The sequence below is a fragment of the Nocardia sp. JMUB6875 genome (assembly GCF_041154655.1).
Taxonomy (GTDB): Bacteria; Actinomycetota; Actinomycetes; order Mycobacteriales; family Mycobacteriaceae; genus Nocardia.
Window position 1 is genome coordinate 22574 of the sequence record NZ_BAAFGR010000002.1, and the last position, 26186, is coordinate 48759.

A 26186-nucleotide genomic window follows, 5' to 3' on the forward strand; every position below is an offset into this window, starting at 1 on the left:
CGGGTCGCGCGGGGCGTCCACCTGGGATGGATCATTGAAATCGGCGGCGGGCATGACGCCGAGCTCGCTGCCGAGCGGCCGGTCCGGGGATTCCGGTTCGTCGTACGACTCCATCTAGACATGATCGGCCCGGATAGCCCGAATCGTCCACCACCGCTACGTCGGCATAGGCTGGGGGCGTGCATGCGATCGCAGGATGGTGGGACGGCGTCGAACTGTGGGTGGCTGGTCTGCCCTTCGTGCCCCAGTTCGCGGTGGTGCTGGCGGCCATGATCCCGGTCTGCCTGGCCATCGCCTACGTGCTCGACCGGGTGCTGCGGATGGTGCTGCGCATTGCCGGCCGCGACCGCGTCGCCGCCCGCGAGGCCGCGATTCCCGCCACGTCGCCGCGACCCATGCGGAAGGAAGCCGCCTGAGATGCCCCGCTCTCGTGTCCAGCTTGCCCTGATCGCACTTCTTGTTCTCGTAGTCGTCGCCTGGTTGTTCACTCGCTGAGCGGCTTTCGGTACCGCTGCGGCGAATTCTCCGCGTACTGTGCAGACCCATGTCAACAACCGATGAAGGTCTGGAAGTGGAGACCCTGTTGTCCGAAGAGGACTTCGACGACGAGCCCCGTCTGATCGCCACCCACTACTGCGGCCCCGACGAGGCCATCGAGATGGTGAAGGCCGCCCAGCTGCTCGGTCTGGGCGTCAAATTGAGCAACCGCATCCGCCCCGACGAGGAAGACGCCGAGAGCGCCACCGAAGAGTGGCTCCTCGACATCTTCGAGACCCCGCCGGTCGTCGACGCCGAAGACTAGTCGTCTGATCCGCGGATTTTCTTCCCCAGCTTCGAGAGCGTTTCGCTGACTTCCTGACCCACCGTGCCGACCGTTTCGCCGAAATCTCGGCCCAGGTTGCGCACGGTGCGGATCAGGGGGTCTTCGGACTGTTCGAAGTTCTGCTTGTACGACCGCGCCGCGTGCTTGATCTCCTCGGAGATGCGGGCGTTCTTGTCCTGATCGCGGCGCGGGTACTGGCCGTCGAGCATGCGGTCGTAGTCGCCGCTGGCGATCCAGCGCCGCAGTTCCGCCGCCCGCAGCACCGAGAACGGGTGGGTCTGCAGTTCCAGGTTCAGCAGTTTGAGCACGCCGTCGCGCAGGTCGCCCGCGCGGTCGTAGGCGTCGGCCTGTTCCAGGAACGAGGCGTGGCTCATCTGGTCCACGCGCGAGCCGCCGGCCAGTTTCATGTGGACCCGCACCGACGCCTCGACGTCCTGGCCGACCAGCAGTCCGGCCCGGTCGCCGGAGAGTTCGGACTTGCGGCTCCACTCCATCAGCGCCGCGATGATGGCGCGAACGGCCCAGCCGCCCACCGGCATCCAGCCGATGCTGTCGGCGATCCGCATGAGATGCATGAGCATGGTCCGGTAGACCGCGTGCCCGGACAGCGCGTGCCCGAGCTCGTGGCCGACCACGAACCGCAGCTCCTCGGGATCGAGCAGATCCAGCAGCCCGGTGGTGAGCACGATGAAGGGCCGGTCCATGCCGATGGTGAAGGCATTGGCCTCGGGCTGCTGCAGCACGAACATCTCCGGCGTGCGGTCCGCGTCCAGGATCCGCACCGCGTCCTCGCGCAGCTGGTGAATGTTCTTGAACTGCCGCTCGTCCACCCGCACCGCGGTCGCCAGGTACATGAGCCGGTGCTGGCGTTCCTGCAGCAGCCCCGAGAGCGTGCGCAGCAGGGTGTCGAAGCCGCTGAGCTGCCGCAGACCGACCAGTGCGGTGCGGTCGGCGGGATGCTCCCAGGCGCGGGTGGAGATGCCGGGGAATTCCCGGCGGAGTCGAGCGGGTGTGGTCATGGATTTTCCCCCGTGTGGTTCGGCAGGCGCGGCGGCGGCCGCAGGGACCAGTCTGCCGAATTCTCGCCGGAGCCGCGCCCGGGTTTCCGGCCAGGGTTGCGCTCGAGCCGATTCCAACCCCTGCCCGGGATTAGCGGCCTGACGTGGAGCTCTGCTAAAGTCGCCGCGTGTCGTCGAGTGTTCTGCCCCGGGTCCGCCATGAATTGGCGTTGATCGCTGTGGGCTGCCTCGCGGTTGCCGACATTCACTGTCGCTGACGGCCGATAGGGCACTGCTGCACGTCTGAGTAGACTTGGCGCGCATTCTTTTCGCAGTTCGTGTCCGTCCCCGGCGGCCTTCGGGCCGAGCGCCACCGTCACGACTGTGCTCGCGACGGGTCTACGGCAGTACGTCATCTCCGCCGGCCAACAAGGTCCCCCGGCGGTTCGCTCGAAAGGTCCACGCCGATGTCCCGCAATATCCGTCTCTCCCGCCGATCTACCTTCGCCGTCGCACTCACCGCGGTCGCGGCCACCGTGCTCACCGCGTGCAGCGGCGGCGCCAGCGACACCAAGGACGCCGGCCCGGCCGCGAGCGGCGGCGGCACCGTCAACCTGTACGCCTACTCGGTGGCCAAGGCCGCCTACGACAAGGTGACCCCGGTCTTCAACAAGACCGACGCCGGCAAGGGCGTGCAGTTCCAGGCCTCCTACGGCCCCTCCGGTGACCAGTCCCGCAAGGTCAAGGACGGCGCCGAGGCCGACTTCGTGAGCTTCTCCGTCGAGCCCGACATCACCCGCCTGGTGGACTCCGGTCAGGTGGACGCGAGCTGGAACGCCGACGCCAACAAGGGCGTCCCGTTCGGCTCGGTGGTCGTCATCGCGGTCCGCAAGGGCAACCCGAAGGGCATCAAGAACTGGGACGACCTGCTCAAGCCGGGTATCGAGGTGGTCACCCCCAACCCGTTCAGCTCGGGTTCGGCCAAGTGGAACCTGCTGGCCCCCTACGCCGCCAAGAGCGAGGGCGGCAAGAACGCCCAAGCCGGTCTGGACTACCTGAGCCAGCTGATCGGCCACGTGCACGTGCAGCCCAAGTCGGGTCGCGAGGCCACCGACACCTTCCTGCAGGGCACCGGTGACGTGCTGCTCAGCTACGAGAACGAGGCCATCTTCTCCGAGTCCAAGGGCGATCCGATCGAGCACGTCGTGCCCGACACCACCTTCCGGATCGACAACCCGGTCGCGGTGCTGAAGAACGCCAAGAACCTCAAGCAGGCCACCGCGTTCCGCGACTTCCTGTACACCGCCGACGCGCAGAAGGCGTTCGCCGAGGCCGGCTTCCGTCCGGTCGACCCGAAGGTGGCCGCCGACAACGCCAAGAGCTTCCCGACCCCGCAGAAGCTGTACACCATCGCGGACCTGGGTGGCTGGAAGGCCGTCGACAAGGAACTGTTCACCCCGAACACCGGTTCCGTCGCCCAGATCTACGACAAGGCCACCAAGTAGTCGAGTGACCTGCGACACAAGCGATACTCGAAACCGTGAGTGACAGCAGTTCGAACGCCGGGGTCGTGCGCGACCCCGGCGTTTCGCTAGACGACAACCCGCCCCGGCCCGCGCGTCGGGGCGGGTTCCGGTCCTGGCTGAAGGTGAGCGGCTCGGTCGGTCCGCTCGGCATCGGCACCTCGGTGCTGTGGCTCAGCATCATCGTGCTGCTGCCGCTGGCCGCGCTGACCGTCAAGTCCTTCGACGACGGCTGGTCCGGCTTCTGGGACGCGGTCACCGCGCCCGCCGCGCTGGACGCGTTGAAGGTGACCGCCCTGGTGTCGGTCGTCGTGACGCTGATCAATGTGGTGATGGGCACGCTCATCGCCTGGGTGCTGGTGCGGGACGAGTTCCCGGGCAAGGGCTTCGTGAACGGTCTCATCGACCTGCCCTTCGCGCTGCCCACCATCGTGGCCTCCATCGTGCTGCTGGCCCTCTACGGGCCACAGTCGCCGTTCGATATCCACCTCAATGCCACCCAGCCCGGTCTGGTGGTGGCGCTGGCGTTCGTGACGCTGCCGTTCGTGGTGCGCTCGGTGCAGCCGGTGCTGATCGAGGCCGACCGGGATGTGGAGCAGGCGGCCGCGTCGCTGGGCGCGGACAACTGGACCACCTTCCGGACCATCGTGCTGCCGACGCTGGCCCCGGCCATCGTGAGCGGTTCGGGCCTGGCCTTCGCCCGCGCCATCGGCGAGTACGGGTCGGTGGTGCTGATCGGCGGCGGCATCCCGAAGAAGACGCAGATGGCCTCGCAGTACATCCAGCAGCAGATCGAGGTGGACCGCCCGGTGAACGCCGCCGCGGTTTCCGTGGCGCTGCTGACCATCTCGCTGGTCACCCTGTTCGTGCTGCGGGTCACGGCGGACCGCTTGGCGCGCAAGGAAAGGGAGGCGTAGATGAGACTCGGCTTCTGGACCAAGATTTCGCTGCGCACGGTGGCGCTGTCGTATCTGTTCGTGCTGCTGGTGGTGCCGCTGGGCATCATCCTGTGGCGCACCTTCGAAAACGGCGTCGGCGCGTTCATCGACTCGATCTCGACTCCCGCCGCGGTGTCGGCGTTCAACCTGACGCTGACGATCGTGGCCATCACGGTGCCGGTGAACGTCATCTTCGGCGTGATCATCGCGCTGGCCCTGGTGCGCGGGCGGTTCCCCGGCCGCAACCTGCTGCAGGCCGTGGTGGACCTGCCGATGGCGACTTCGCCGGTGGTGGTTGGTGTTTCGCTGATCCTGCTGTGGGGCGCCAACGGCTGGTTCGGCGGGCTGGAGAGCCACGGGTTGAAGGTCATCTTCAATCTGCCGGGCATGGTCATCGCGACCATCTTCGTGACGCTGCCGTTCGTGGTGCGCGAGGTGGAGCCGGTGCTGCACGAGATCGGCGACGATCAGGAGCAGGCCGCGGCCACCCTGGGCGCCTCGGGCTGGCAGACGTTCTGGCGCATCACGCTGCCGGCCATCCGTTGGGGCCTGACCTACGGCATCGTGCTCACCGTGGCCCGCGCGCTCGGTGAATTCGGCGCGGTGATCATGGTGTCCACCGGCCTGCCCGGCAAGTCCCAGACGCTGACGCTGCTGGTGAACGGCCGATACGTCAACGACCACAACACCTTCGGCGCGTACTGCGCGGCGACCCTGCTCATGGGCATCGCCCTCGTTGTCCTCATCGTCATGACCCTCCTCGAACGCAAGCGGGGCACTGCCAAATGATCACCGTGAACAACGCGAACAAGCGCTACGGCACCTTCGCCGCTCTCGACAACGTCAGCCTCGACATCCCGTCGGGCGAGCTGACCGCGCTGCTGGGGCCGTCCGGATCGGGCAAGTCGACGCTGCTGCGCTCGATCGCGGGCCTGGAGAACCTGGACAACGGCCTGGTCACCATCGCCGGGCGCGACGTCACCAATGTGCCGCCGCAGAAGCGCGATATCGGCTTCGTGTTCCAGCATTACGCCGCGTTCAAGCACATGACCGTGCGCGACAATGTGGCCTTCGGGCTCAAGATCCGCAAGCGGCCCAAGGGCGAGATCAAGAAGAAGGTCGACGACCTGCTCGAGATCGTCGGCCTGGACGGCTTCCAGCACCGGTATCCCGCACAGCTTTCCGGCGGTCAGCGCCAGCGCATGGCGCTGGCCCGCGCGCTCGCGGTGGACCCGCAGGTGCTGCTGCTGGACGAGCCGTTCGGCGCGCTGGACGCGAAAGTCCGTGCGGACCTGCGCACCTGGCTGCGCCGGCTGCACGAGGAGGTGCACGTCACCACCGTCCTGGTCACCCACGACCAGGAGGAGGCCCTCGATGTGGCCGACCGGATCGCGGTCATGAACAAGGGGCGCATCGAGCAGATCGGCAGCCCGGAGGACGTGTACGACCGGCCCGCCAACGAATTCGTCATGTCGTTCCTGGGCGCGGTGGCCAAGCTGAACGGGCATCTGGTGCGGCCGCACGATATTCGCGTCGGGCGGGATCCGAGCATGGCGCTGGCCGCGCACGAGGGCACCGCGCAGTCCGCGGGCGTCACCCGGGCGACGGTGGAGCGGGTTGTGCACCTGGGCTTCGAGGTTCGCGTGGAGCTGCGCAACGCGGCCACCGGTGATCTGTTCACGGCGCAGGTGACCCGCGGCGACGCCGAGGCGCTGCACCTGGCCGAGGGTGAGACCGTGTATGCCCGCGCCACCCGCATCCCGGAGCTGCCGGTTCAGGCCGAGCCGGTCGCGAGCCTGGTCGAGCAGTCGTAAGTTCGTCTCGTTTAGGCGATTTCGGCTGGAAATCACGACACGCCCATACTGATCGCCATTTGGCGAGTCGCTCTGAGCCGTGTACGTCGGGCCTCGCGCTGCCGTAGCGTGTGGCCCGAAACGTGCAGGTCCAGAGGGGAAAAACGGACGTGACGAGTGCGGGTGGAAAGCGCGTCGGCATCATCGGCGCGGGAATTGCCGGGCTGGTGACCGCGAAGGTCATGCGGGACGACGGATTCGAGGTCGTCGTCTTCGACAAGGAGGACGCGGCGGGCGGCGTCTGGATCGAGGCGCGCACGTATCCGGGGTTGCGCACCAACAACTCCCGGGACACCTACGCGTACTCCGATCATCCGTATCCGGAGTCGGCCGATGTGTTCCCGAGCGCCGCGCAGGTGCGCGAGTACCTCGCGTCGTATGTGGAGCGCTTCGGGCTCGCGGCGTACCTGCGGTTGTCCACCGAGGTGATCCGGGTGTCCGAGGTGGCCGACGGCTTCGAGCTGAAGGTCGTCGGCCCGGACGGGGTGCGGGATCTGCGCTTCGACTTCGTGGTGGTCTGCGCGGGGGTGTTCTCCACGCCGCGGATCCCGGATATCGAGGGCGGCAGCGAGTTCGGGGGAGTACTGCTGCATTCCAGCCAGGCCATCGATCCGTCACTGGTCAAGGGCCGCCGGGTGATCGTGGTCGGGGCCGGGAAGTCGGCGCTGGACTGCGCCGCGTTCGCGGGAGAGCACGCGCGCGAGTGCACGCTGGTGTTCCGCAAGGCGCATCCCATGCTGCCGCGGTTCCTGCCGGGCGGAACGCCCTCGGATCGGATCATGTTGAACCGCTTCACCGAATCGTTCTTCCGGTATCACCGGCAGAGCCGCATCGAACGGTTCCTGCACGGGCCGGGCCAGAAGCTGACCGACCGGTATTGGCGCGCAATGTCGGCGTACCTGCGATTTCTGCTGCGCTCGCCGAGGGCCATGAAGCCCGACGCGCCACTGCCGTCCGGAATCGAGAACCTCGGCGTCAGCGACGAGTTCTTTCAGATGGCCCGGCGCGGGCGAATCACCATGCGGCGCGACACCATCGCGGCGTTCCCCGGCGGCACCGCGGTCGAACTGGCGGGCGGTAAGCGGCTCGACGCTGACGTCGTCATCTTCGCGACCGGGTGGCGGCAGGAGCTGGAATTCCTTGCGCCCGAACTCGAGAAGACCGTCCGGGTCGAAGGCCGGTTCCAGCTCTACCGGCATATCCTGCCGCCGACGCTGCCGCGACTCGGCTTCATCGGCTACGGCTCCTCTGATGCGTGCCAGCTGAGCGCGGAGATCTCGGCGCACTGGCTGTCCCAGCACTTCCTGGGCGAGCTCGCACTGCCGAAGGTCGACGATATGCACGCCGAGATCACACGGGTCGGGAAGTGGCTGGGCGAGGTCATGCCCGCGCGGCCGGAAGGGTACTACCTCGGTCCGTATCTGACCCATCACATCGATGAACTCATGCGGGACATGGGATTGCCGGTGCGGCGCACCGACAATTTCGTGTCCGAGTACTTCGATACATTCCTGCCCAGCCGCTACGCGGACCTCACCGAGGAGCGGCTGCAAGTCCGGGCGCGCGGGGCGCGTCGCCGCCGGTACGTGAGCGCCGGTCGTTCCCTCGGGGGAGTCGCGGCGCTCACCATGGCGTATGCGTTCTACCGGAAGTATCGAGGCAGGTCAGCGTAGGGTTCGGATCCAGCGGCGGGTGTCGGCCGGGTCGATGACGTCGTCGAGTTCGAGAACCGTTGCGGCCGTGAGGGCTTTACCGGCGTCGTAGGCCGCCTTGACCAGGGCGTCGAAGGCGGCCTGGCGCTGGGTCGGGTCCTCGATGGCGGCCAGTTCCTTCGCGAAGCCCAGTCGCACCGCGCCTTCCAGGCCCATGCCGCCGATTTCGCCTGTGGGCCAGGCGATCACGAAGCGGGGTGCGCGGAAGGAGCCCGCCGCCATGGCCTGTGCGCCCAGGCCGTAGCCCTTGCGGAGGATGACGGTGCCGAAGGGGACCTCGAGGGCGGCGGCGTCGATGAACAGGCGGCTGAACTTGGTGACGGTGGCGTGCTCCTCGGCCTCGGGGCCGACCATGAAACCCGGTGTGTCACAGAGGGACACGATGGGCAGGCCGTGCGCGCCGCAGAGTTGGAGGAAGGCCGAGAGCTTGTCGGCGGCCGGTGCGTCGATCGCGCCGCCGAGGTGGTGGCAGTCATTGGCGATCAGGCCGAAGGGGCGGCCCTCGATCCGGACCAGGCCGGTGACGACGCCGACGCCCCAGTCGCGGCGCAGTTCCAGGAACGACCCCACATCGACGATCGACTCGATGGCGGCGCGAATGTCGAAGGCGTGCAGCCGGTTCTCGGGCACCACGTGCCGGGCCAGCCGCGGGTCCGGGGCCTCCCAATCCGTTTCCGCGCCTTGGAAGTACGACAGGTACCGGCGGGCGACCGCCACCGCCTCGGCCTCGTCGGCGGCGACCACGTGGATCACGCCATTGCGCCGCTGCACCTCGACGGGCCCGATGTCCTCCGGCGCGTACACGCCGAGCCCGCCGCCCTCGATCATGGCCGGTCCGCCCATGCCGATATTGGCGTCCGGGGTGGCGATCACGATGTCGCACATGCCCAGCAGCGCGGCGTTTCCGGCGAAGCAGCGGCCGGAGACGATGCCGATCAGCGGCACCTTGCCCGACAACGCGCCCATGGCGCGGAAGGTGGTGACATCGAGCCCGGAGATGCCGCCGTGGTCGGTGTCGCCGGGCCGTCCGCCGCCGCCCTCGGTGAAGAACACCACCGGAAGCCGTTGCTCGCGAGCCAGTTCCAGCATGCGGTCGGTCTTGGCGTGATTGCGCATGCCCTGGGTTCCGGCCAGCACCATGTAGTCGTAGGACATGACCAGGGCGCGGGTACGGTCCGGGCCGAAGCGATCGGCGTTGATGGTCGCGACGCCCGCGATCAGGCCGTCGGCGGGGGTGTTGGCGATCAGGTCCTCGAGGCTGCGGCGACTGCGCTGCGCGGCGACCGCCAGCGCGCCGTACTCTACGAAGCTGTCGGGATCCACGAGGTCGGCGATGTTCTCGCGGGCCGTGCGCCGCCCGAGCCGATGCCGCTTGCCGACCGCCGCCGCGCGCTGAGCGTCCAGGGTGGTCTCGTGCCGCGCCCGCACCTCGGCGAGGTCGGCGCGCACCGAATCCAGGTCCACCACGGTCGATTCCGCGGCAGCGCCGTCGTGATCCGCGGCCGCCCAGGTGACCAGCACCGCGTGCGGATCGACCACGTCCCCGGGTACGACCGCGTGCCGCAGCACCCGCAGCGGCTCCGTCGCGCGCAGCACGTGCTGCATCTTCATGGCCTCCAGCACCGCGACCTCGGCACCGGCGGCGAGGACACTGCCGGGCTCGGCCAGGGAGACGACCGTGGCGCCCATGGGGGAGCGCAGGGCCTGTTCGACTTCCGTCAACTCCAGTGCCGGGGCGGCGGCATGCTCGAGCGGCTGGGGCGGGGCCGGATCCTCGAAACCCTCTGCCCGCGTCCGCAACTCGTCCAGATGGTCTTCGAACCAATCGGTGGTCACGGGCGTGCCGTCGCTCAATTCGGTCAGCACGGCCCGCAGCAGGTGCAGGTTGGTGTCGACCCCGCCGATGACGGTCTCCGCCAGTGCGTCCGAACACCGTTGCAACGCAGCCGGATACGAGGGTGCGTGCGCGATGATCTTCGCCAGCAGTGAATCGAACCGCACCCCCTGCCGCATGCCCACCTGTGCGGCGGTATCGACGCGGACGCCCATCCCGGTCGGCGCGTCGAACCGATCGATCACCCCCGTGCTCGGCAGCACCGAGCCGTCGGCCGCGAGCAGTTCGGCATTCACGCGCGCTTGGACGGCGTAACCGCGCGGCTCGCTCTTGGGCAGCTCCAGCTCCGCCAACGACCTGCCCTGTGCCAAGGCCAGCTGCAACGCGACCAGATCCACCCCGGTGACCGCCTCGGTCACCGTGTGTTCCACCTGCAGTCGCGGATTCACTTCCAGGAACCACACATCCGTGCCGTCGACCAGGAACTCCACGGTGATGACTCCCCGGCAGCCGACGGCCTCGGCGATCAGCACCGCCTCCCGCTGCACCCGATCCCGCACGCCCGCGGCCAGATCCGGAGTGGGCGCGACCTCGATGAGCTTCTGCCGCCGCCGCTGCACACTGCAATCGCGATCGCCCAGTGCCATCGCGCTCACGCCGTCGGCGACCACCTGCACCTCGATGTGCCGCGCCCGCGTCACCAGCGCCTCGGCGTAGACGGTGTCATCCCCGAACCCGGCCAGCGCCTCGGCCCGGCACCGCTCGACCACCTCCGCCACCTGCGCCGCCTCGAAGACGGTCCGCATGCCGCGACCACCGCCCCCGGCCGCGGCCTTCACCATCACCCCGGTCGGATGATCGGCGAGGAACGCCGCGATCTCATCCGCCGAGACCCCCGCCTTGGTCGCGGGCAGCACCGTCGCGCCCGCCCGCTCGGCGGCCTCGCGCGCCGCGACCTTGTCCCCGAAGATCCGCAGCACCTCCGGCGACGGCCCGACGAACGTCAGCCCGGCGTCCGCGCAAGCAGTCGCGAATTCCGCGCTCTCACTGAGGAACCCATACCCGGGATGCACCAATGCGCCCGGCCCGCAGGCGCCCGCGGCGATGGCCACCGACGCCACATCCAGATACCCCGCCGCCCCATTGCCCGGCAGCACATATGCCGCGTCCGCGAGCCGCACCGCCAAACTCCCGTAATCCTCCGCGGTATGCAGCACCGCCGTCTCGTACCCGAGCTCCCGCGCCGTCCGCACCACCCGGACCGCGACCTCACCACGATTCGCAACCACTACTCGCACGCCGCCAGGCTATGGCACGGATCACCCCGGGCGTAAGGAGCGAATCATTCGCCTAGGTCAGAACTTCGTGACGTAGCAGTCGTAATTGCGCTGGGACAGAATCACTCCGTCCCGAATGGTCAGAAATGTGGCGATCTCCGCCCGCATCTCGTCCCCCGCCGCCAGCGCGCCTAGTGGGATCGCCAGCACCCCGGTCCAGGTGACCTCCAACGCCACCTGATCACCGGTGGCGACGGCATTGTGAATATCGAAGTGCTGCTCCCGAATCACCTGCTGTCCGCGCTCGGCGGCGTCGAGGATCTCGGCGAGATTCCGGGTGGCCCCGTTCGGCAGCAGGGCGTTCGGTAGCTCGTGGTGGACGGCATCAGGATGGAAGAAGCGGGCGAGGTCATCACCGGTGGCTCCGGCGGCGACTGCCTCGTGATAGCGGACGGCGAGTTCGATGTTCGGATGATCCGGTAGCGCGGTCACTCGGCCAGTCAATCACGGCGGTGCGGGGCGGTGGGGATATGTTCGGGGCATGCATTGGGATCAGATGACGGCCACGCCCGGGGCGCTGCGGACGGCCGCGGCGCGGTTGCGGCGCGGTGTGGGGCAGTTGGAGATTCTGGCGGCGATCATCGAGGCGGCGGAGGGGCCGTGGTTGGGTGCCATGGATTCCGACGGGCGCGGCAATGCCGAGCTACGCATGCATCTGGCCGGGAAGTACCGGTTCATGGCGGTGGTGACCAGTGCGGGGAAGTTGACGCTGGCGGAGATGAATTCGCCGGGGCGGGGCAAGCGGTCGGAACTGGTGCTGTCCACCAAGGCCGCGCAGCGCAAGGGGTTCGATTCGCCCAAGGACGTGCCCAAGCAGCAGGAGTGGGTCGACTACGTGGTCGGGTGGGTGCGCTACGCGAGCGCGGAGGTGGGCCGCCGGGATGTGGTGGAGTGGCAGCTCAAGGGCGCGGATCAGCGGTTGGCCGCCATGAACGAGAGCGTCGAGACCATGCGGGCCGCGCTGCTCGAGCGCGAACAGATGCGCGATGAGCTGGCCGCCGAGGTGGCGGAACTGCGCGCGGAGTTCGAGGCCGAATCAGCCCTCGCCGACAAGCGCGTCGTCAGCGACATAACGCCAGAGGGGGAGCAGGGCGTGGTCGTCGAGAAGCTCGTCGGAGCTGTGGACGGTGGCCTCGAGCCGGTCGAGGACCAGGTCGCGGTCGAGGCCGGAGCCGATCAGGACCAGACTGCTGACCCGGGGCTCGTGACGGGACCACTGAGTGGGCTCGATGGTGATGTGGCGGCCGACCATGTGCAGGAGGAATTTTCGCGGGTCGTCGGCGACAGCGAAGGCGAGCACGCCCTTGGCGCGGAACAGGCCGACGGGCGGGTCCTCCAGTAGCGCAATGAGTTCGCGCGGATTCAGGTCGGTCTCGGAAGTGAACGAGACACTGTCGTAGGCGTCGTGCAGATGCCGATGGTCGTGGCAGTCGCCATCGCAATGCTCATGCTCGTGGTCGTCGTCCAGCAGTAGCTCGTCGAAGCTGAGCTGGTCACCGACGCGCGGCGCGTGCGCCTCCCGATTCGGCTCATCGAACAACAATCCCGGATCGATCCGCCCGTGGCTGGTCGGATACACCGGCACCTGGCCCACCGACTCGGCGATCTCGGCGCGCAGCCGTTCCAGCGCGGCGGGTTCCACCCGATCGGACTTGTTCAGCACCACCAGATCCGCCATGCGCAGATGCGTCCCGAGCTCCGGATGCAGCGCCCGGCTGTCGCGGAAGTGCTCGGCATCGACCACCTCGACCAGCCCGCCGTAGCGAATGCGCGGATTGTCGCTGTTCACGACCATGCGAATCAGATTGCGCGGCTCGGCCAGCCCGCTGGCCTCTACCACGATGACGTCGATCTTCTGCTTCGGATGCGCCAGCCGATCGAACAGGTCGTCCAGTTCGCTCACATCCACGGCGCAGCACACGCACCCGTTGCCGAGCGACACCATCGCGTCGACCTGACCCGCGACCAGCATGGCATCGATATTGACGGCCCCGAAGTCGTTGACCACCACCCCGATCCGCGTGTTCCGGGTGCGCAGCAGACGGTTGAGCAGGGTCGTCTTCCCGGCACCGAGGAATCCGGCCACGATCAGGACAGGAATGCGCCGACTCACGGCGACCACCTTACTTATCCGCGTGAGGTCGCGGCAGCATGGTTGAAACCATGTGGAAATAACCCGGTTCTACCGTGACGGACTATTCGACCGACCACGGGAGGTGCGCCGTGCGGGTGCGGGATCTACTCGATGCGCCGCAATTGCGCATGCGGTTGCTGCACGGAGACGCCGGGGAGCTGGATCGCCCGGTCTCCAGGGTCTGCGCGACGGATATGCCCGATCCACGCCCCTTCGTGACAGCGGGCGCGCTGGTGTGCACGGGTTTGGTGTGGCGGCAGGAGGCCGCCGACTCCGACCGCTACGTGGGCTTGCTGGCGGGCGCGGGTGTCGCCGGTGTGGTGGCCGGGCAGGCCCTGCACGGCCACGTCCCCGATGACGTGGTGCTCGCCTGCGAACGCCACGGCCTGCCGCTGCTGTCCGCCCCGCAGAGCGTCCCGTTCAGCCGGATCATCGAATACCTGGCCGAGCAGGCCGCCGAGGTGCGCTGGCGGCGTGTGCAATCCCGCGCCGACCGGCAGCGCCGGCTGCTGGCCGCGGTCGCCGCCGGGGCCGATATCGAGACGCTGCTCGCGGATTTCGCTGCGGAACAGCAGGTTTCGGCCTGGCTGCTGACCGCGACCGGCACGGTCGTCGCCGGGACCGCCGACCTGGCGGAGGACGAGATCGACCGGATCATCGCCACCGCCCTGACCGCGCCCCGCCTGCCCGCCGTGACCACCGGCGCCATGCGAGTGCTCCAGGTCGGCGCGGGCGATCGAATCACCGCCTGGTACCTGGTGATCCGCCCCTCGGTCCCGGAACTCGACCCCTTCGGCGCGGACCTGGCCGCCGTCGCCGAACTGTATCGCCAGCGCCGCTCCGACCGGCGCCACCTGGATTGGGAACTGGCCGACCGCTTCCCGACGCCGTTCGCCGAACGGCCCGGCACCTCCGAGGTCGCGCTGGTCTGTGAGATCCACGCCGCCGAGGGCGCCCCTCGGCACGGCGCCCATGCCGTGGGCGGAGCGGGGACGGCGGCCACTCCCGACGCGCCGCAGCGCCGCGCCTTGACCGGCGGTATAGCGGGTGCCATCGATCGGGCGGGCGCGCCCGCCGCCGAGCTCGACGTCGTTGCCCCGCACCGGGTTTCGGGCTGGGCGGACTCCATCGCCGGGCTGATGGCGGTGCGGTCCGCCCTGCACGACGTGCTGCCGGACCTGGCCACCTCGATAGATCGCGAGGGGCGGCTGATCGGCGTGACCGTGGGCACCCAGGACGGGATCGCCGCCGAGGTGAACCGGCGCTTCGGGCGAATCGCCGCCGGGCTCACCGAAATCCGGCTCGCCATCGGGGTGAGCGCCCGACAGCGGGACGAGTCGCTCGCGGGCGCGATCGGTGCGGCGGCGGCCGCCTCCACCGCGGCGCGGGACGATACCGCACCCGTGAGCCTGCGGGTGGCCGATATCGATTCGGCCGTCGGCCTGCTCACCGCCGTGCCCGGTGGACTGCAGCGGCGTTTCGCCGAGCGGGTGCTGGGGCCGGTGCTCGAGTACGACCGGCGGCACCGGGCCGGACTGCTCGAGACACTGGCGGTGTTCCTCGGCTGCGAGGGCTCCTGGCGGCAAGCTGCGGATCGAATGCATCTGCACCTCAATACCGTTCGCTATCGGATCGGCCGGATCGAGGAGCTCACCGGGCGCGATCTGGGGCGGCTCGACGATCGGCTGGACCTGTACCTGGCGGTGCGGACCTTGGAGCAGGGGCGGACGGTGGATCAGACCGCTCCGGTGTAAGGGTCCCAGGCGATTCCGGCATCGGGCGCGCCCTCGCGCAGCACGCTGGCGTGGATCAGGCCGTAGGGGCGGTCGTCGGCGTGGAAGACCTCACCCTTGTTGGGGACGCCGAATCGCTCTATGTCATAGGAGAAGTGGTGTTTGTTGGGAGCGGCCAGCCGGACCTCGGCCAGGCACGGGTATGCCTCCAGCGCGGCCCGGCCCATCTCGAACAGCGTCTGCTGCAAGGCTTTCGAGTGCAGCGTCGCGAAGGTCTCGACCATGGCGGCCCGAATCCCGTGGTAGGCGGCGTCCCAATCCGCGGGCGGGGTGGCGAAGCGCCAGCGGGCGATCAGGCTGGTGGCCAGGATGCGGTCGTAGGCGGGTTCGAGCACGGTGAACGGGTCGGTCAGGAAGCCCGCGAACTCCGATCCGGTGGATTTGAGGATCACCAGATCCTTGACGCCGCCGATCACCCACTCCCGGCGGTCCGCGCCGTCGCCCTCGACGGTGATCGCCGCGATCCGCACCTCCGGCCCGATCCGCGTCCAGGTGTGGTCGTGCTCGCTGCCGCGCACCGGAACCCGCTGCCAGCCATACTCTTCGATCTCGATGCGCGCCGAATCCACCGGCGCGATGTCGGCGACGAAGTGCCGGGCCAGCGCCAGCCCGTAGTCCTCGATGCTCCCGTCGCCGTGGCTCTTGGCGTAGGTGTAGATGGTCTGCTTCTGCGAATCCGTCGGCAGCACCGCGCCCTGATCACCGACCGTATGCGCCTCGTCGAATCCGCCGCGCAGGCACGAGGAGACATTGAGATCGCGAATCTCGTGCCGGGCGGTATCGCGGTAGATGCGCACCACTCGGTTCTCGGCCTTCCCGTACTGGTGCGGGCCGAGCACGATCCGGCCGGTGGATTCAGTCATGGCATCACTGTGGCGCATCGGCGGCGCGGCGCCGGCTGGTTTCGGAGACAAAACGCCGCACCGGAATCCGGCGACGTTTGGGCACATCGGACAAAGCCTCGCGCCGAAACGGCCGCTTAGCCTGACCAGCAACTGACCCGGAAGGAAGACAGGGCCGATGACTTCGCCTCATCCCGTCGATACCCGGCTGCCGTGGCATCGGCTGCTGGTGTTCGGCATCCAGCACGTGCTGATCATGTACACCGGATGCGTCACGGTGCCCTTGGTATTCGGCGCGGCCGCGGGCCTGGACAAGTCCACCGTGGCCCTGCTGATCAGCGCGGACCTGCTGGTGGCGGGCATCATCACCATGGTGCAGAGCCTCGGGCTGGGGAAGTTCGCGGGCGCGCGGTTGCCGATCATCACCGGCGCGACCTTCGTGGCCATGAGCCCGATGATCCTGATCACCAAGGACTACGGGATCCAGGCGATGTATGGATCGCTGCTGCTGGGCGGCGTCATCGGCATCGCGCTGGCGTGGCCGTTCGCCTCGCTGGTGCGGTTCTTCCCGCCGCTGGTCAGTGGGACCGTGCTGACCGTGGTCGGTATCTCGCTGATCGGGGTGGCGGGCGGCCTGGTCGTCGGCAGTGACCCCAAGGCGGCGACGTTCGCTTCGCCCTCCCGGATCGCGCTGGCCGCAGCGGTTTTGGTGGTGGCCCTGGTGTGCACGGTGCTCGGACGGGGCGTGTGGTCGCAGCTGGGTGTGCTGATCGCGCTCATCGTCGGCATCGTCATCGCGATCCCCATGGGTCTGATCAAGCTCGACGGCGTCTCGAAGGCATCCTGGCTCGGCGTGCCGCACCCGTTCCATTTCGGCGCACCGCATTTCCCGGTGACCGCGGTGGTGGCCATGACCATCGCCATGGCCGTCATCTTCGCCGAGTCCACCGCCAGCATGCTGGCCATCGGCGAGATCACCGGAAAGCCGGTCAGCCGTGGCGATCTGGCGCGCGGCCTCATCGGCGACGGGCTCTCCGCGGTCCTGGCCGGGGTGCTGAACTCGTTCGCGGACACCATCTTCAACCAGAATGTCGGCGCGCTCGCCAACACCCGCGTGTTCAGCCGCTACGTGACGGCGGTGAGCGGCGCGATCCTGGTGCTGCTGGGCCTGGTGCCGCGCTTCGGCGCCCTGGTCGCGGCCGTGCCCCAGCCGGTGGTCGGCGGCGTCGGCCTGGTGCTGTTCGCCACCATCGCGGTCATCGGCGTCGACACCCTGCGCAAGGCCGACCTCTCCGACCGCGTGAACCTCAGCATCATCGCCGTCTCGATCGGCGTCGGCCTGGTGCCGGTGCTGACCAAGGGCATGTTCGAGAAGTTCCCGTCCTCGGCCCAGATCATCCTCAATAGCGGCATCAGCCTCGCCGCCATCACGGCCTTCACCCTCAACCTGGTGTTCAACCACACCAAACTCGGCGAATACGCCCGCGGCGCAGTGACTCCCGCTGCCAGCACAGTGACTCCGGCCGCCCCGGAGCCGGACACACCGGACGCGGTCGCCGCCACCTGATCCCCCCTCCTCATCGGGGAAGCCGAAGCCGTGGATTCCGTACGGGTCCACGGCTTCGGTTTGCCCGCGGTATCACCCGCAGGCGTTGACCCATTCGGAGAGTCCGTCGGCGAACATCTGACGCTTCCAGATGGGGACCTCGTGCTTGATGCGGTCCACCAGTTCGGCGCAGGTCTGGAAGGCCTCGGCACGGTGGGGCGCGGCGACGGCCACGACGATGGCGAGGTCGCCGATGGTCAGCGAGCCGATGCGGTGGACCGCCGCGACCGGCAGGCCCGAGGATGCCGCGACCTCCTCGCACACCTTGCGCAGGAACTGTTCGGCCTGCGGGTGCGCGGAGTACTCCAGCGCCGAAACCGCTTGGCCGCCATCGTGATCGCGTACCTTGCCGGTGAAGACCACGACGCCGCCGTGTTCGGGGCCGCTGACGGCCTTCTCCACCTCGGCCGGATCCAGGGGTTGCTCGCTGATGCGGGCCAGCAGCTCACTCATGGTTGCCTCCTCCGGCCACCTGGGCCAGCAGATGTTCGAGAATCGGGGTGAGCACGGCGATGCCGTCCTTCACCCCGCCCGGCGAACCGGGCAGATTGACGATCACGGTGCGCCCGGCCAGGCCCGCCACGCCGCGGCTCAGCGCGGCGAGGGGGAACTTCGCGGTGCCCGCCTGGCGGATGGCGTCGGCGACGCCGGGCAGCTCCCGATCGATAAGGGCGAGCGTGGCTTCCGGCGTGGCGTCGGTGGGGGAGGCCCCGGTGCCGCCGGTGCTGATCACCAGATCGGGCTCGCTCGCCAGGGCGTCGGAGAGGCCGAAGGAGATATCGGCGTCGGCGAAGACCAGCGGGCCGCGCACCGAGAAACCCTGCTCGGCAAGCCATTTCGCGAGGACCGGGCCGGTGGTGTCGGTGCGGGTGCCCGCGGCGGCGCCGGTCGAGGCCACCACGACCGCGGCCGTACGGCCCTCGCCCGCGCGGGAAGCCGGTGCGGCAGCGGGGGTTTCGTGCTTCGTGTGGTCGTGCTTCTGCTGCTCAGCCTCGGGCCGCACCCAATGTCCGTGCTTACCACCCTCTTTGGTGACCAGCCGCACCCCGTTCAGCGTGGCCGCCGGGTCCACCGCCTTCACCATGTCGTGCAGCGTGAGCCCCGCGACCGCGACCGCCGTCAACGCCTCCATCTCGACGCCGGTCGGCCCCTTGGTCTTCGCCGTCGCCTCGATGGTGATGGCGTCCTCGGTGAATCCGAACGACACGTTCACCGACGACAATGCCAGCTGATGGCACAGCGGAATCAGCTCGGAGGTCTTCTTCGCGCCATTGATCCCGGCGATGCGGGCGGTGCTCAGCACATCGGCCTTGGGCATATCGTCGGCCCGGACCAGGCGGATGACCTCGGGGGTGGTCCGCAGTTCGCCCGCGGCGACCGCGATGCGGGCGGTGTCGGCCTTCGCGCTCACATCGACCATGCGGGCGCGACCCTCACGGTCGACATGCGACAACTCACTCATCACAACAGCCTTTCACAGGGGCCGGACGGCGACGATCGTGCCCGCGGGCACCTCGGTGGCCGCGGCCGGAATATCGATGAGCACATCGGCCTGGGCCATGGACGCGATCAGATGCGAGCCCTGACCCGACACCAGCGTGACCCCGTCCTCGGTCAGCTTGCCGCGCAGGAACTGCCGCTTCCCGGCGGGGGAGCGGACCGAATCCAGCAGCGGCAGTTCGGAAATCGGCAGGGCGGGCAGCCCGGCCAACTCCCGCAGCACGGGACGCGCGAAGACCTCGAAGGACACCATGGTGCTCACCGGATTGCCCGGGAAGCTCAGCACCGGCACGCCCTCGACCGTGGTCAGGCCCTGCGGCCCGCCGGGTTGCATTGCGACCGAGCCGAATTCGCCGCCCTGCGCGCCCAGCACCTCCTTCACCACCTCGAAGTCGCCCATGGAGACGCCGCCGGAGGTGAAGACCACATCGGCCTGCGCGACCGCCTCGGCCAGCCGGAGCCGGAACTCGGCGTGATCGTCGGTGGAATGCGCGACCGACACCACCTCGACGCCGTTGTCGGCCAGCGCCGCGGCCAGCGCGATGCCATTGGAGTTGAAGATCTGCCCGGGCAGCAGCGTCGCTCCGGCGGGCCGCAATTCGTCACCGGTGGTGAGGACCGCGGCGCGCACCCGGCGCAGCACCGACAGCTCACCCAGCCCGACCGCGGCCAGCGCCGCGATGTGCCGGGGCCGCAGCAGCGTGCCCGCGGCGGCCAGCAGCTGTCCGGCCTTGACATCGGTGCCCGGCTCGCGCACGAAATCGCCGCTCGCCCTGCTGGTTCGGATCGTCACCGTGACGCCGTCGGATTCGGTGTGCTCCACCGGCACCACGCAGTCCGCGCCCGGCGGCACCGGCGCACCGGTCATCACCTTCACGGCCGCGCCCTGGGGCAGCGTCACCGCCTCGGTGTTTCCGGCCGCCACCACGCCGAGCAGCGGCAGCGTGGCGGGCACGACGGCCACCGATTCGGCCGCCACCGCGTACCCGTCCATCGCCGAATTCCGGAAGACCGGCAGGTCCAGGGGCGAATACACATCCACGGCCAGCCGCCTGCCCAGCGCCTGATCCATCGGCACCGTCTCGGCGACGCGGTCGGCCAGCGGCCGCAGCGCATCCTCGATGCGCCGGCGGTGGTCGTCGACTGGTCTGGCCGGGGCGAGCGCGTGCCGGGAACTCATGCTGGTGAGCCTATACGCGGGCGAATCCTCCGATCGGTGACCGGCCGTCCGACCCGGTCGGCTCGTGCGAATCTACAAAGACTTGCGTACCCGGCAATAATGGTCGAATGACCGTGGTCGCGATGGGGATGCCCGCTGTGCGTACCGGGCGGCCCGCGATGGACGGACGCCCGGACACGCCGTTCCTGCTGGATCGGTTCGGCCGGGTCGCGCGGGATCTGCGGGTGTCCATCACCGAGAAGTGTTCGCTGCGCTGTACGTACTGCATGCCCGAGGAAGGGCTGCCGGCCATTCCGGCCGATGAGCTGCTCTCCACCGACGAGATCGTCCGCCTGGTCACCCTCGCGGTGCGCGAACTCGGCGTCCACGAGGTGCGCTTCACCGGCGGCGAACCGCTCATGCGCCGCGATCTCGAACAGATCATCGCCGGGTGCCATGCCGCGTTGCCGGATACGCCGCTGGCCATGACCAGCAATGGCGTCGGGCTCGAGCATCGGGCGCGCAAGCTGGCCGAGGCCGGGCTGAGCCGTATCAATGTCTCGCTCGACACCGTCGACCGCGACGGCTTCCACCGCCTGACCCGTCGGGACCGCTTGGACTCGGTGCTTGCCGGAATCCGCGCCGCCATCGCGGCCGGGCTCACCCCGCTCAAGGTGAATGCCGTGCTCATGCGCGAAACCCTGGACGGCGCAGCCGATCTGCTGCAGTGGTGCCTGGACGAGGGCGCGGAACTGCGCTTCATCGAGGAGATGCCGCTCGACGCCGACCACGAGTGGGCGCGCGCCAACATGATCACCGCCGAGGAACTACTCGAGGTGCTCGGCAAGCGGTTCAGCCTCACCGAGGTGGGCCGCGAGGATCCCTCCGCCCCCGCCGAACGCTGGCAGGTCGACGGCGGCCCGGGCACCGTCGGCATCATCGCCTCGGTGACCCGCCAGTTCTGCGGCGACTGCGACCGCACCCGCCTGACCGCCGACGGCCGGATCCGGTCCTGCCTGTTCAGCGATCAGGAGTACGACATTCGCGCCGCCCTGCGCTCCGGCGCGACCGACGCCGATATCGCCGGACTCTGGCGCGGCGCCATGTGGAACAAATCGGCCGGGCACGGCATCGACGCCGCCGGCTTCGTCCCGCCCGAACGAACGATGGGAGCCATCGGTGGTTGAGGTCCGCTATTTCGCCGCGATCGCGGACGCGGTCGGCAAAGAAAAGGAGACCCTGGACCTCCCGTCCGGGGCCACCGTCGGCGACCTGCGCACCACCCTCTCCGCCGCCTACGGCCCCAAGCTCGACCCGATGCTCAAGGTCTGCGCCTACCTGATCGGCGACGAACTAACCCGCGACGCCACCGCGACCCTGTCTCCGCGCGTGGACGTCCTCCCGCCCTTCGCGGGCGGCTGACCGGCGCGGATTACCGCTGAATCTCTGCGCCGATTGCGGCTGAATCTCGCTGCCCGGCGCTAACATTCGCCGGTGACGCAACCTCCGGACCCCAATCCCGGCCACCCCGCCCTCATCCAGGTGCAGCAGGAACGCGCGCAGAGCATGCAGCTCCGCGTAGCGGACTGGATCACCAAGTTCGCGGGCTCGATGAACTTCGTCTACATCCACGCGGTCGGCTTCGCCCTGTGGATGATCTTCATCGAGAAGAACCCCTGGCCGACACTGACTCTCGCGGTCTCCCTCGAGGCCATCTTCCTGTCCACCTTCGTCATGATCGGCCAGAACCGCCAGGCCGACTTCCAGCAGGCCAAGGCCGACCACGACTTCCAGGAACAAGAGCTCGAACTCAAGACGAACACCGAACTGACGCGGGCGATTCACGCCATGACGGCCGAACTCCACCGCCGCCTCATCGAAGAGCCGGATCAGAAGAAGAGCTGACGCGGACGGCTATCGCCCGGCCGCACGGAGTCGCTCGACCACTCCGGTCACGCCGCCGCGCGTCATCTCGGGATCGTCGGTATCCAGCCCGCGCAAAACCTCGAACCAGGGTCCGAGCAGATGCCAGTTCTCCGCCCGGGCGCGCAGTTCCGTTGTGACCCCGTAGGTCTGGGCTGCCGCGTCCGCGAATTCGGCGGGCGTACCGAACAGGGCCCACGCGAAATCGATGGCCGGATCACCGAGGTGGGCGTCGCCGAAGTCGATGATGCCGCTCACCCGTCCGTTCTCCGCCAGCACGTGGTCGGGGCCGAGGTCGGCGTGGACCACGGTATCGGCGGGAGCCGCCAGGATCGCATCGAGCAGCGCGACCGCGCCCGCCGTCAGCGAATCCGGAAGCAGCGGAAGGACTTCTCGGCGGCAACGGGTGTCGGCCCAGGCCCGTTCGCGGTGGGTGTGGTCGGCCCCGGGCAACCCCAGCCGTATCGCCTCGTCCGGCGGGGTGTCGTGCAGCGTGCGCAGGAAGCGCCCGATCGCGACGCCGTCCTCCGGCGTGTAGTCGTCTATCGGCTCCCCGGGAATCACCGTGTGCCGGACGACCAGCGGTGCTTCGGTGACCACCACCGGAACCGGCACGGGCAGCGGGAGTCGCGGTGCGAGCCAGGGCAGCAGTCGGGTCTCCCGCAGCAGCTGGGCCTCGATCTCCGGCCGCCGCGGCCGTCGCTCCACCCAGCCGTCCACCAGGGTGGCCACACTGTCCCATCCGTTATCGCCGTCGAAGTTCACGCCTCGACCGTAGAAACCGGGACACGGCGACAGCAAACGCTTTTCGCGTCCACTCGGCGTCTACCGGCTGTGAGCCGGTATGGCGGGCCGTTCTGACCGCGGCCGGGCCTACTTCCACCAGGTGTCGAGCGGGGTCACCGGGACGGTTCGCTTGTGGCGGGTGTTGCGGAAGATGGTCTCGAGCTTCTCGGCGACCTCGGGGGAGACCGGCTTGCCCTCGAGGTAGTCGTCGATCTGGGAGTACTTCAGGCCCAAGGCTTCCTCGTCGGGGAGCGAGGGGCGGTCGTCTTCGAGGTCGGCGGTGGGGACCTTCTGCCAGACGCTCGGGGGTGCGCCGAGTTCCTGGAGCAGGGCCGCGCCCTGGCGCTTGGTGAGACCGGTCAGCGGGGTGATGTCCACGCCGCCGTCGCCGAACTTGGTGAAGAAGCCGGTGACCGCCTCGGCGGCGTGGTCGGTGCCGACGACGAGGTGGTTGAGCTGTCCGGCGATGGCGTACTGCAGGACCATGCGCTCGCGGGCTTTGATATTGCCGCGCACGAAGTCTCGCAGCTGCGGTTCCTGATGCAGTTCGAGGATGCCGGTGGCGGCCTCGCCCGCGGCCGCGTCGGCGCTGGGCTTGACGTTCACCACGACGGAGCGGTCGGGCTGGATGAACCGCAGGGCGATCTGCGCGTCCTCCTCGTCGAACTGCACGCCGTAGGGGAGACGGACGGCCACGAAGGTGGCGTCGTGGCCCTCGGCGCGCAGTTCCTCGGCGGCCAGCTGGCACAGGCGACCGGTGAGGGTGGAGTCCTGACCGCCGCTGATGCCGAGCACGAAGCCCTTGGCGGGCGTGGAGCGCAGATAGTCCTTGAGGAAGTCGATGCGCCGCCGCACTTCGGTTTTCGGTTCGATGGTCGGCAGCACGCCCAATTCGGCGATGATCTCTTCGCGCAGGTTCCCCATGGCCACACTGTACTTGGCGGCTATTCGGGGGCCGGGGCGGTCACCTGCCGGACCAGCATCGCCCAGTGGTCGCCCACCTGCTCCAGCGTGTAACCCAGCGCGCGGATCTGATGCAGCACCAGCGCGGCGTCGAGCGTGGCCAGCAGCGTGTCGGCGGTCAGCGAGATGTCTCCGGGCGCCCCGGCCTGCCGGAGTAGCAGCGACACATGGGTTTTCGCGACGTTGTAGGGCGGGCCCGAGTACTGCCCGCCGATGGCGGCATTGCGGCGGACGTCGCCCTCGACCTCCACCAGCGCCAGCCGCGCGCGGCCGAAGGCGATCAGCCGCTCCACCGGCGGCCCGCCCGGCCCCAGCGGCGGCGGCCCGAACATGTAGGCCCACTGCAGCTTCTGATCGGACTGGTCCAGCAGCGCCAGCATGAGCCCCGCCCGGTTGCCGAAGCGGCGGAACACCGTACCCTTGCCCACGCCCGCGAGCTTGGCGACCGCGTCCATGGTGACCGCGTCCGCGCCCTGCTCGCGCACCAGCGTCTCGGCGGCGTCGAGCAGCAGCTGCCGGTTGCGGGCGGCGTCGCTGCGCTCGTGCGAGCTGCCGGGCATGAGCAGCGGCACCGAATGCGGCGGCGGCTGCTGGTTGCCGATGGGCTCGATGGACAGGGAGATGTTGGGCAGGTCGACGGCGTCGCTCTTCGAGGTGTCGCGTGGCCTCGAGGGGGTGTCGCGGGGGGTGTCGCGTGTCACAGCCGTTGTGCTCCTACCCGGGAATGTAAGCGGACTGGGGTCCGGTTACAGTCTATCGAAAGTTCCACCGCTGAATCAGTAACCCACTGGAGTGATCATCATGTCGCAGACCCGCATTCTCGTCCTGGTCGGCAGCCTCCGCGCCGCGTCGATCAACCGCCGCCTGGCCGAGGCCGCCGTCAAGACCGCTCCGGAGGGCGTGGAGCTGGCCATCTACGAGGGCCTCGGGGACATCCCGTTCTACAACGAGGACATCGACGCCGAGGGCAAGGTCCCGGCCGCCGCGCAGGCGCTGCGTGACGCCGTCGCCGCCTCCGACGCCGTCCTCTTCGTCACCCCCGAATACAACGGCACCCTGCCGGCCGTGCTGAAGAACGGCATCGACTGGGCCTCCCGTCCCTACGGCGCGGGCGCGCTCAAGGACCGTCCGGCCGCGGTCATCTCGGCCTCGATCTCCGCGAACGCCGCCAAGTGGTCGCACGACGACGCCGTCAAGGCGCTGGGCGTGGCCGGTGCGAACGTGGTCAAGGAGGCGTCGCTGCACTTCGGCACCATCGGTTCCCGTTTCGTCGAGACCCACCCGGCCGACGACGCCGAGGCCCTCACCCAGCTGGCCGCCACCGTGCGCCTGCTGGCCGAGACGGCCGCCGCTCGCGCCAACGTGTAAAAGAGCTCGCGCGAACGCGCGACAAACCCCAGCGATCACTCGCTGAATTCAGCGCAAGGCCACGGCTTTTCAGCCGTGGCCTGCCGCATTTCCGGCCCCTTCGGGACTACCGTCGAGCCATGGAGCAATCAACGGGCAACTCTGCGTGGAGCCGTTGTTTCATGGCGGTCACCCTGGCCGTCTCCGCCGCCTCGGTGGTGGTGAACGCGGCCGACGCGGCGGCCGAGGTGAGCCTCTCCGATGTCTCCGGGTCGAGTGCCTCCAATGTCCGCCTCTACCTGGGCAACTGGGCCGGGTACGTGGTGCGCGGCGACTTCCGGGAGGTCAGTGCCACCTGGGTGCAGCCGGAGATCGACTGCCTCGATCCCGGCGTGTTGCAGCGCGTGGTGCCGTGGGTCGGCCTGAACGGCGCGCAGGGCCTCAACGGCCAGGTCGCGCTGCCGCTCATGCAGACCGGCGTCGAATCTCTGTGCGCCAGTGACGCGGCCGTGTACGCGGCGCTGCCCGGGCTGCAGATCGAGACCCTCGCCGCGGGCGTGGCCTACGCCGATCCGCGGCTGGCCGGGACGGTCATGAACGCGGGGGCCAAGGTCTCGAATGCCCTGGGGGCGGCGGCGAACGGGCTCTGCGCGCTCGGCATGGCCCGTGGCTTCTGTATGCCGGACAAGGAAGTGGACGGGTGGTGGGAGGGCTATCCGGACCCGCCGGTGAGCTACGACGACGTCGAGGTCCACCCCGGCGACACCATGCATTCCGCGGTCACCTGGGACGGCGCGAACTACACCATGACGCTGGAGAACCGCACCGCGCACTGGACGCGCACCACGGTCGCGCCCTCGACCGTGCCCGCCCGGACGGCCGAGATCGTGGTGGAGGGTCACCTCGACGCGGCGCTGCCGGGCTTCGAGCCGATCACCTTCACCGAGATCAGCATCGACGGCCGCCCGCTGTCGGACTACGACGCTCAGGTCTACGGCATTCCGGCCACCAATAGATTGCTGGCGCCCGGTCCGGTCGACGGCGCGTCGTTCACGATCGGCTAGACGGCTGGTACACGCCGCGACACGCCGAGCCGACCGGGGCCCCGGGAATTG

26 protein-coding genes are annotated in these 26186 nt (G+C 69.0%); 15 read left to right on the forward strand and 11 right to left on the reverse strand.

Translation table 11 applies throughout. From position 1 onward, the window contains the following. The first annotated feature begins 179 nt into the window (after nucleotides 1–179). Both ACAM49_RS00770 and ACAM49_RS00775 read left to right on the forward strand, forming a co-directional pair. The gene (locus ACAM49_RS00770; protein WP_369633487.1) at nucleotides 180–416 is read left to right on the forward strand and encodes a hypothetical protein; all 237 of its coding nucleotides are present in this window, start codon (nucleotides 180–182) and stop codon (nucleotides 414–416) included. Nucleotides 417–544: 128 nt separating this feature from the next. After that, the gene (locus ACAM49_RS00775; protein WP_326311866.1) at nucleotides 545–802 is read left to right on the forward strand and encodes a hypothetical protein; all 258 of its coding nucleotides are present in this window, start codon (nucleotides 545–547) and stop codon (nucleotides 800–802) included. On the opposite strand, the gene ACAM49_RS00780 is transcribed toward ACAM49_RS00775, so the two are convergent. Continuing rightward, a complete protein-coding gene (locus ACAM49_RS00780; RefSeq protein WP_369633488.1) occupies nucleotides 799–1842 on the reverse strand; it encodes a M48 family metallopeptidase in 1044 nt (347 codons plus the stop codon). The genes ACAM49_RS00775 and ACAM49_RS00780 overlap by 4 nt on opposite strands. A 167-nt stretch (nucleotides 1843–2009) precedes the next feature. Between ACAM49_RS00780 and ACAM49_RS00785 the strand changes: the two genes are divergently transcribed. The 6 genes from ACAM49_RS00785 to ACAM49_RS00810 all read left to right on the forward strand — a co-directional run bounded on the left by ACAM49_RS00785 (nucleotide 2010) and on the right by ACAM49_RS00810 (nucleotide 7808). Next, a complete protein-coding gene (locus tag ACAM49_RS00785) occupies nucleotides 2010–2099 on the forward strand; it encodes an Ms4533A family Cys-rich leader peptide (RefSeq protein WP_310736047.1) in 90 nt (29 codons plus the stop codon). Nucleotides 2100–2288: 189 nt separating this feature from the next. Beyond that, nucleotides 2289–3326, forward strand: coding sequence for a sulfate ABC transporter substrate-binding protein (locus ACAM49_RS00790; protein WP_369633489.1), 1038 nt, complete (start codon nucleotides 2289–2291; stop codon nucleotides 3324–3326). A gap of 137 nt (nucleotides 3327–3463) precedes the next feature. Next, nucleotides 3464–4261 carry a sulfate ABC transporter permease subunit CysT gene (gene cysT / locus ACAM49_RS00795; protein ID WP_369633572.1) on the forward strand — a complete coding sequence of 266 codons (798 nt, stop codon included), beginning with the start codon at nucleotides 3464–3466 and terminating at the stop codon, nucleotides 4259–4261. Further along, complete coding sequence (gene cysW / locus ACAM49_RS00800) at nucleotides 4262–5071, forward strand: sulfate ABC transporter permease subunit CysW (protein ID WP_369633490.1); 810 nt, start codon at nucleotides 4262–4264, stop codon at nucleotides 5069–5071. It begins immediately after the preceding gene. Beyond that, nucleotides 5068–6096: a sulfate/molybdate ABC transporter ATP-binding protein gene (locus ACAM49_RS00805; protein WP_369633491.1), complete on the forward strand. Its 1029-nt coding sequence runs from the start codon at nucleotides 5068–5070 to the stop codon at nucleotides 6094–6096. The genes cysW and ACAM49_RS00805 overlap by 4 nt, the downstream gene beginning before the upstream one ends. Nucleotides 6097–6245: 149 nt before the next feature. Then, entirely contained in the window at nucleotides 6246–7808 is a 1563-nt protein-coding gene (locus ACAM49_RS00810) for a flavin-containing monooxygenase (protein ID WP_369633492.1), read from the forward strand. Here ACAM49_RS00810 and ACAM49_RS00815 read toward each other — a convergent pair. The 3 genes from ACAM49_RS00815 to ACAM49_RS00825 form a co-directional block, all read right to left on the reverse strand. Continuing rightward, entirely contained in the window at nucleotides 7800–10979 is a 3180-nt protein-coding gene (locus ACAM49_RS00815) for a carboxyl transferase domain-containing protein (RefSeq protein WP_369633493.1), read from the reverse strand. The genes ACAM49_RS00810 and ACAM49_RS00815 overlap by 9 nt on opposite strands. 57 nt (nucleotides 10980–11036) lie before the next feature. Further along, nucleotides 11037–11450 carry a nuclear transport factor 2 family protein gene (locus ACAM49_RS00820; protein WP_369633494.1) on the reverse strand — a complete coding sequence of 138 codons (414 nt, stop codon included), beginning with the start codon at nucleotides 11448–11450 and terminating at the stop codon, nucleotides 11037–11039. 604 nt (nucleotides 11451–12054) lie between these two features. After that, nucleotides 12055–13131 (reverse strand): GTP-binding protein, encoded by a 1077-nt coding sequence (locus ACAM49_RS00825; RefSeq protein ID WP_369633495.1) that lies wholly within the window; start codon nucleotides 13129–13131, stop codon nucleotides 12055–12057. Nucleotides 13132–13205: 74 nt separating this feature from the next. Between ACAM49_RS00825 and ACAM49_RS00830 the strand changes: the two genes are divergently transcribed. Continuing rightward, the gene (locus tag ACAM49_RS00830; protein WP_369633496.1) at nucleotides 13206–14906 is read left to right on the forward strand and encodes a helix-turn-helix domain-containing protein; all 1701 of its coding nucleotides are present in this window, start codon (nucleotides 13206–13208) and stop codon (nucleotides 14904–14906) included. Here ACAM49_RS00830 and pucL read toward each other — a convergent pair. Further along, on the reverse strand, nucleotides 14888–15808 hold the full coding sequence (pucL, locus tag ACAM49_RS00835) for a factor-independent urate hydroxylase (RefSeq protein WP_369633497.1): 921 nt from the start codon (nucleotides 15806–15808) through the stop codon (nucleotides 14888–14890). The two genes, ACAM49_RS00830 and pucL, sit on opposite strands and share 19 nt — an antisense overlap. 157 nt (nucleotides 15809–15965) lie before the next feature. Here pucL and ACAM49_RS00840 point away from each other — a divergent pair, with 157 nt between their 5' ends. Further along, complete coding sequence (locus tag ACAM49_RS00840) at nucleotides 15966–17354, forward strand: uracil-xanthine permease family protein (protein WP_369633498.1); 1389 nt, start codon at nucleotides 15966–15968, stop codon at nucleotides 17352–17354. Nucleotides 17355–17426: 72 nt separating this feature from the next. Here ACAM49_RS00840 and ACAM49_RS00845 read toward each other — a convergent pair whose 3' ends face one another. The 3 genes from ACAM49_RS00845 to glp are packed head-to-tail and all read right to left on the reverse strand — an operon-like array spanning nucleotide 17427 to nucleotide 20073. Beyond that, nucleotides 17427–17846: a molybdenum cofactor biosynthesis protein MoaE gene (locus ACAM49_RS00845; protein ID WP_369633499.1), complete on the reverse strand. Its 420-nt coding sequence runs from the start codon at nucleotides 17844–17846 to the stop codon at nucleotides 17427–17429. Then, nucleotides 17839–18855, reverse strand: coding sequence for a bifunctional molybdenum cofactor biosynthesis protein MoaC/MoaB (gene moaCB, locus ACAM49_RS00850; protein WP_369633500.1), 1017 nt, complete (start codon nucleotides 18853–18855; stop codon nucleotides 17839–17841). Before moaCB ends, ACAM49_RS00845 begins: the two co-directional genes overlap by 8 nt. Before the next feature lie 12 nt (nucleotides 18856–18867). Then, on the reverse strand, nucleotides 18868–20073 hold the full coding sequence (glp, locus tag ACAM49_RS00855; protein WP_369633501.1) for a gephyrin-like molybdotransferase Glp: 1206 nt from the start codon (nucleotides 20071–20073) through the stop codon (nucleotides 18868–18870). A gap of 107 nt (nucleotides 20074–20180) precedes the next feature. On the opposite strand from glp, the gene moaA reads away from it, so the two are divergent. From moaA to ACAM49_RS00870, 3 genes are all read left to right on the forward strand, one after another. Further along, nucleotides 20181–21239: a GTP 3',8-cyclase MoaA gene (gene moaA / locus ACAM49_RS00860; protein ID WP_040811366.1), complete on the forward strand. Its 1059-nt coding sequence runs from the start codon at nucleotides 20181–20183 to the stop codon at nucleotides 21237–21239. Further along, nucleotides 21232–21474: a MoaD/ThiS family protein gene (locus tag ACAM49_RS00865; RefSeq protein WP_369633502.1), complete on the forward strand. Its 243-nt coding sequence runs from the start codon at nucleotides 21232–21234 to the stop codon at nucleotides 21472–21474. The genes moaA and ACAM49_RS00865 overlap by 8 nt, the downstream gene beginning before the upstream one ends. Nucleotides 21475–21546: 72 nt before the next feature. After that, the gene (locus ACAM49_RS00870; protein ID WP_369633503.1) at nucleotides 21547–21957 is read left to right on the forward strand and encodes a DUF1003 domain-containing protein; all 411 of its coding nucleotides are present in this window, start codon (nucleotides 21547–21549) and stop codon (nucleotides 21955–21957) included. A 9-nt stretch (nucleotides 21958–21966) separates the two neighbouring features. Here ACAM49_RS00870 and ACAM49_RS00875 read toward each other — a convergent pair whose 3' ends face one another. From ACAM49_RS00875 to ACAM49_RS00885, 3 genes are all read right to left on the reverse strand, one after another. Beyond that, the gene (locus ACAM49_RS00875) at nucleotides 21967–22740 is read right to left on the reverse strand and encodes a phosphotransferase (RefSeq protein WP_369633504.1); all 774 of its coding nucleotides are present in this window, start codon (nucleotides 22738–22740) and stop codon (nucleotides 21967–21969) included. A 108-nt stretch (nucleotides 22741–22848) separates the two neighbouring features. After that, the gene (nadE, locus tag ACAM49_RS00880; RefSeq protein ID WP_369633505.1) at nucleotides 22849–23685 is read right to left on the reverse strand and encodes an ammonia-dependent NAD(+) synthetase; all 837 of its coding nucleotides are present in this window, start codon (nucleotides 23683–23685) and stop codon (nucleotides 22849–22851) included. Nucleotides 23686–23705: 20 nt separating this feature from the next. After that, the gene (locus ACAM49_RS00885; protein ID WP_369633573.1) at nucleotides 23706–24284 is read right to left on the reverse strand and encodes a TetR/AcrR family transcriptional regulator; all 579 of its coding nucleotides are present in this window, start codon (nucleotides 24282–24284) and stop codon (nucleotides 23706–23708) included. A 241-nt stretch (nucleotides 24285–24525) separates the two neighbouring features. On the opposite strand from ACAM49_RS00885, the gene ACAM49_RS00890 reads away from it, so the two are divergent. Both ACAM49_RS00890 and ACAM49_RS00895 read left to right on the forward strand, forming a co-directional pair. Further along, a complete protein-coding gene (locus ACAM49_RS00890; protein ID WP_369633506.1) occupies nucleotides 24526–25092 on the forward strand; it encodes an NAD(P)H-dependent oxidoreductase in 567 nt (188 codons plus the stop codon). Nucleotides 25093–25211: 119 nt separating this feature from the next. Further along, nucleotides 25212–26135 carry a G1 family glutamic endopeptidase gene (locus tag ACAM49_RS00895; RefSeq protein ID WP_369633507.1) on the forward strand — a complete coding sequence of 308 codons (924 nt, stop codon included), beginning with the start codon at nucleotides 25212–25214 and terminating at the stop codon, nucleotides 26133–26135. Nucleotides 26136–26186: the final 51 nt, after the last annotated feature.

What these genes read in the sequence shown, in the direction of transcription:
- ACAM49_RS00775 (WP_326311866.1), top strand. Translation starts at nt 545, where the DNA reads ATGTCAACAACCGATGAAGGTCTGGAAGTGGAGACCCTGTTGTCCGAA.
- ACAM49_RS00780 (WP_369633488.1), bottom strand. Translation starts at nt 1,842, where the DNA reads ATGACCACACCCGCTCGACTCCGCCGGGAATTCCCCGGCATCTCCACC.
- ACAM49_RS00790 (WP_369633489.1), top strand. Translation starts at nt 2,289, where the DNA reads ATGTCCCGCAATATCCGTCTCTCCCGCCGATCTACCTTCGCCGTCGCA.
- cysW (WP_369633490.1), top strand. Translation starts at nt 4,262, where the DNA reads ATGAGACTCGGCTTCTGGACCAAGATTTCGCTGCGCACGGTGGCGCTG.
- ACAM49_RS00805 (WP_369633491.1), top strand. Translation starts at nt 5,068, where the DNA reads ATGATCACCGTGAACAACGCGAACAAGCGCTACGGCACCTTCGCCGCT.
- pucL (WP_369633497.1), bottom strand. Translation starts at nt 15,808, where the DNA reads ATGACTGAATCCACCGGCCGGATCGTGCTCGGCCCGCACCAGTACGGG.
- ACAM49_RS00840 (WP_369633498.1), top strand. Translation starts at nt 15,966, where the DNA reads ATGACTTCGCCTCATCCCGTCGATACCCGGCTGCCGTGGCATCGGCTG.
- ACAM49_RS00845 (WP_369633499.1), bottom strand. Translation starts at nt 17,846, where the DNA reads ATGAGTGAGCTGCTGGCCCGCATCAGCGAGCAACCCCTGGATCCGGCC.
- moaCB (WP_369633500.1), bottom strand. Translation starts at nt 18,855, where the DNA reads ATGAGTGAGTTGTCGCATGTCGACCGTGAGGGTCGCGCCCGCATGGTC.
- glp (WP_369633501.1), bottom strand. Translation starts at nt 20,073, where the DNA reads ATGAGTTCCCGGCACGCGCTCGCCCCGGCCAGACCAGTCGACGACCAC.
- moaA (WP_040811366.1), top strand. Translation starts at nt 20,181, where the DNA reads ATGACCGTGGTCGCGATGGGGATGCCCGCTGTGCGTACCGGGCGGCCC.
- nadE (WP_369633505.1), bottom strand. Translation starts at nt 23,685, where the DNA reads ATGGGGAACCTGCGCGAAGAGATCATCGCCGAATTGGGCGTGCTGCCG.
- ACAM49_RS00885 (WP_369633573.1), bottom strand. Translation starts at nt 24,284, where the DNA reads ATGCCCGGCAGCTCGCACGAGCGCAGCGACGCCGCCCGCAACCGGCAG.
- ACAM49_RS00890 (WP_369633506.1), top strand. Translation starts at nt 24,526, where the DNA reads ATGTCGCAGACCCGCATTCTCGTCCTGGTCGGCAGCCTCCGCGCCGCG.
- ACAM49_RS00895 (WP_369633507.1), top strand. Translation starts at nt 25,212, where the DNA reads ATGGAGCAATCAACGGGCAACTCTGCGTGGAGCCGTTGTTTCATGGCG.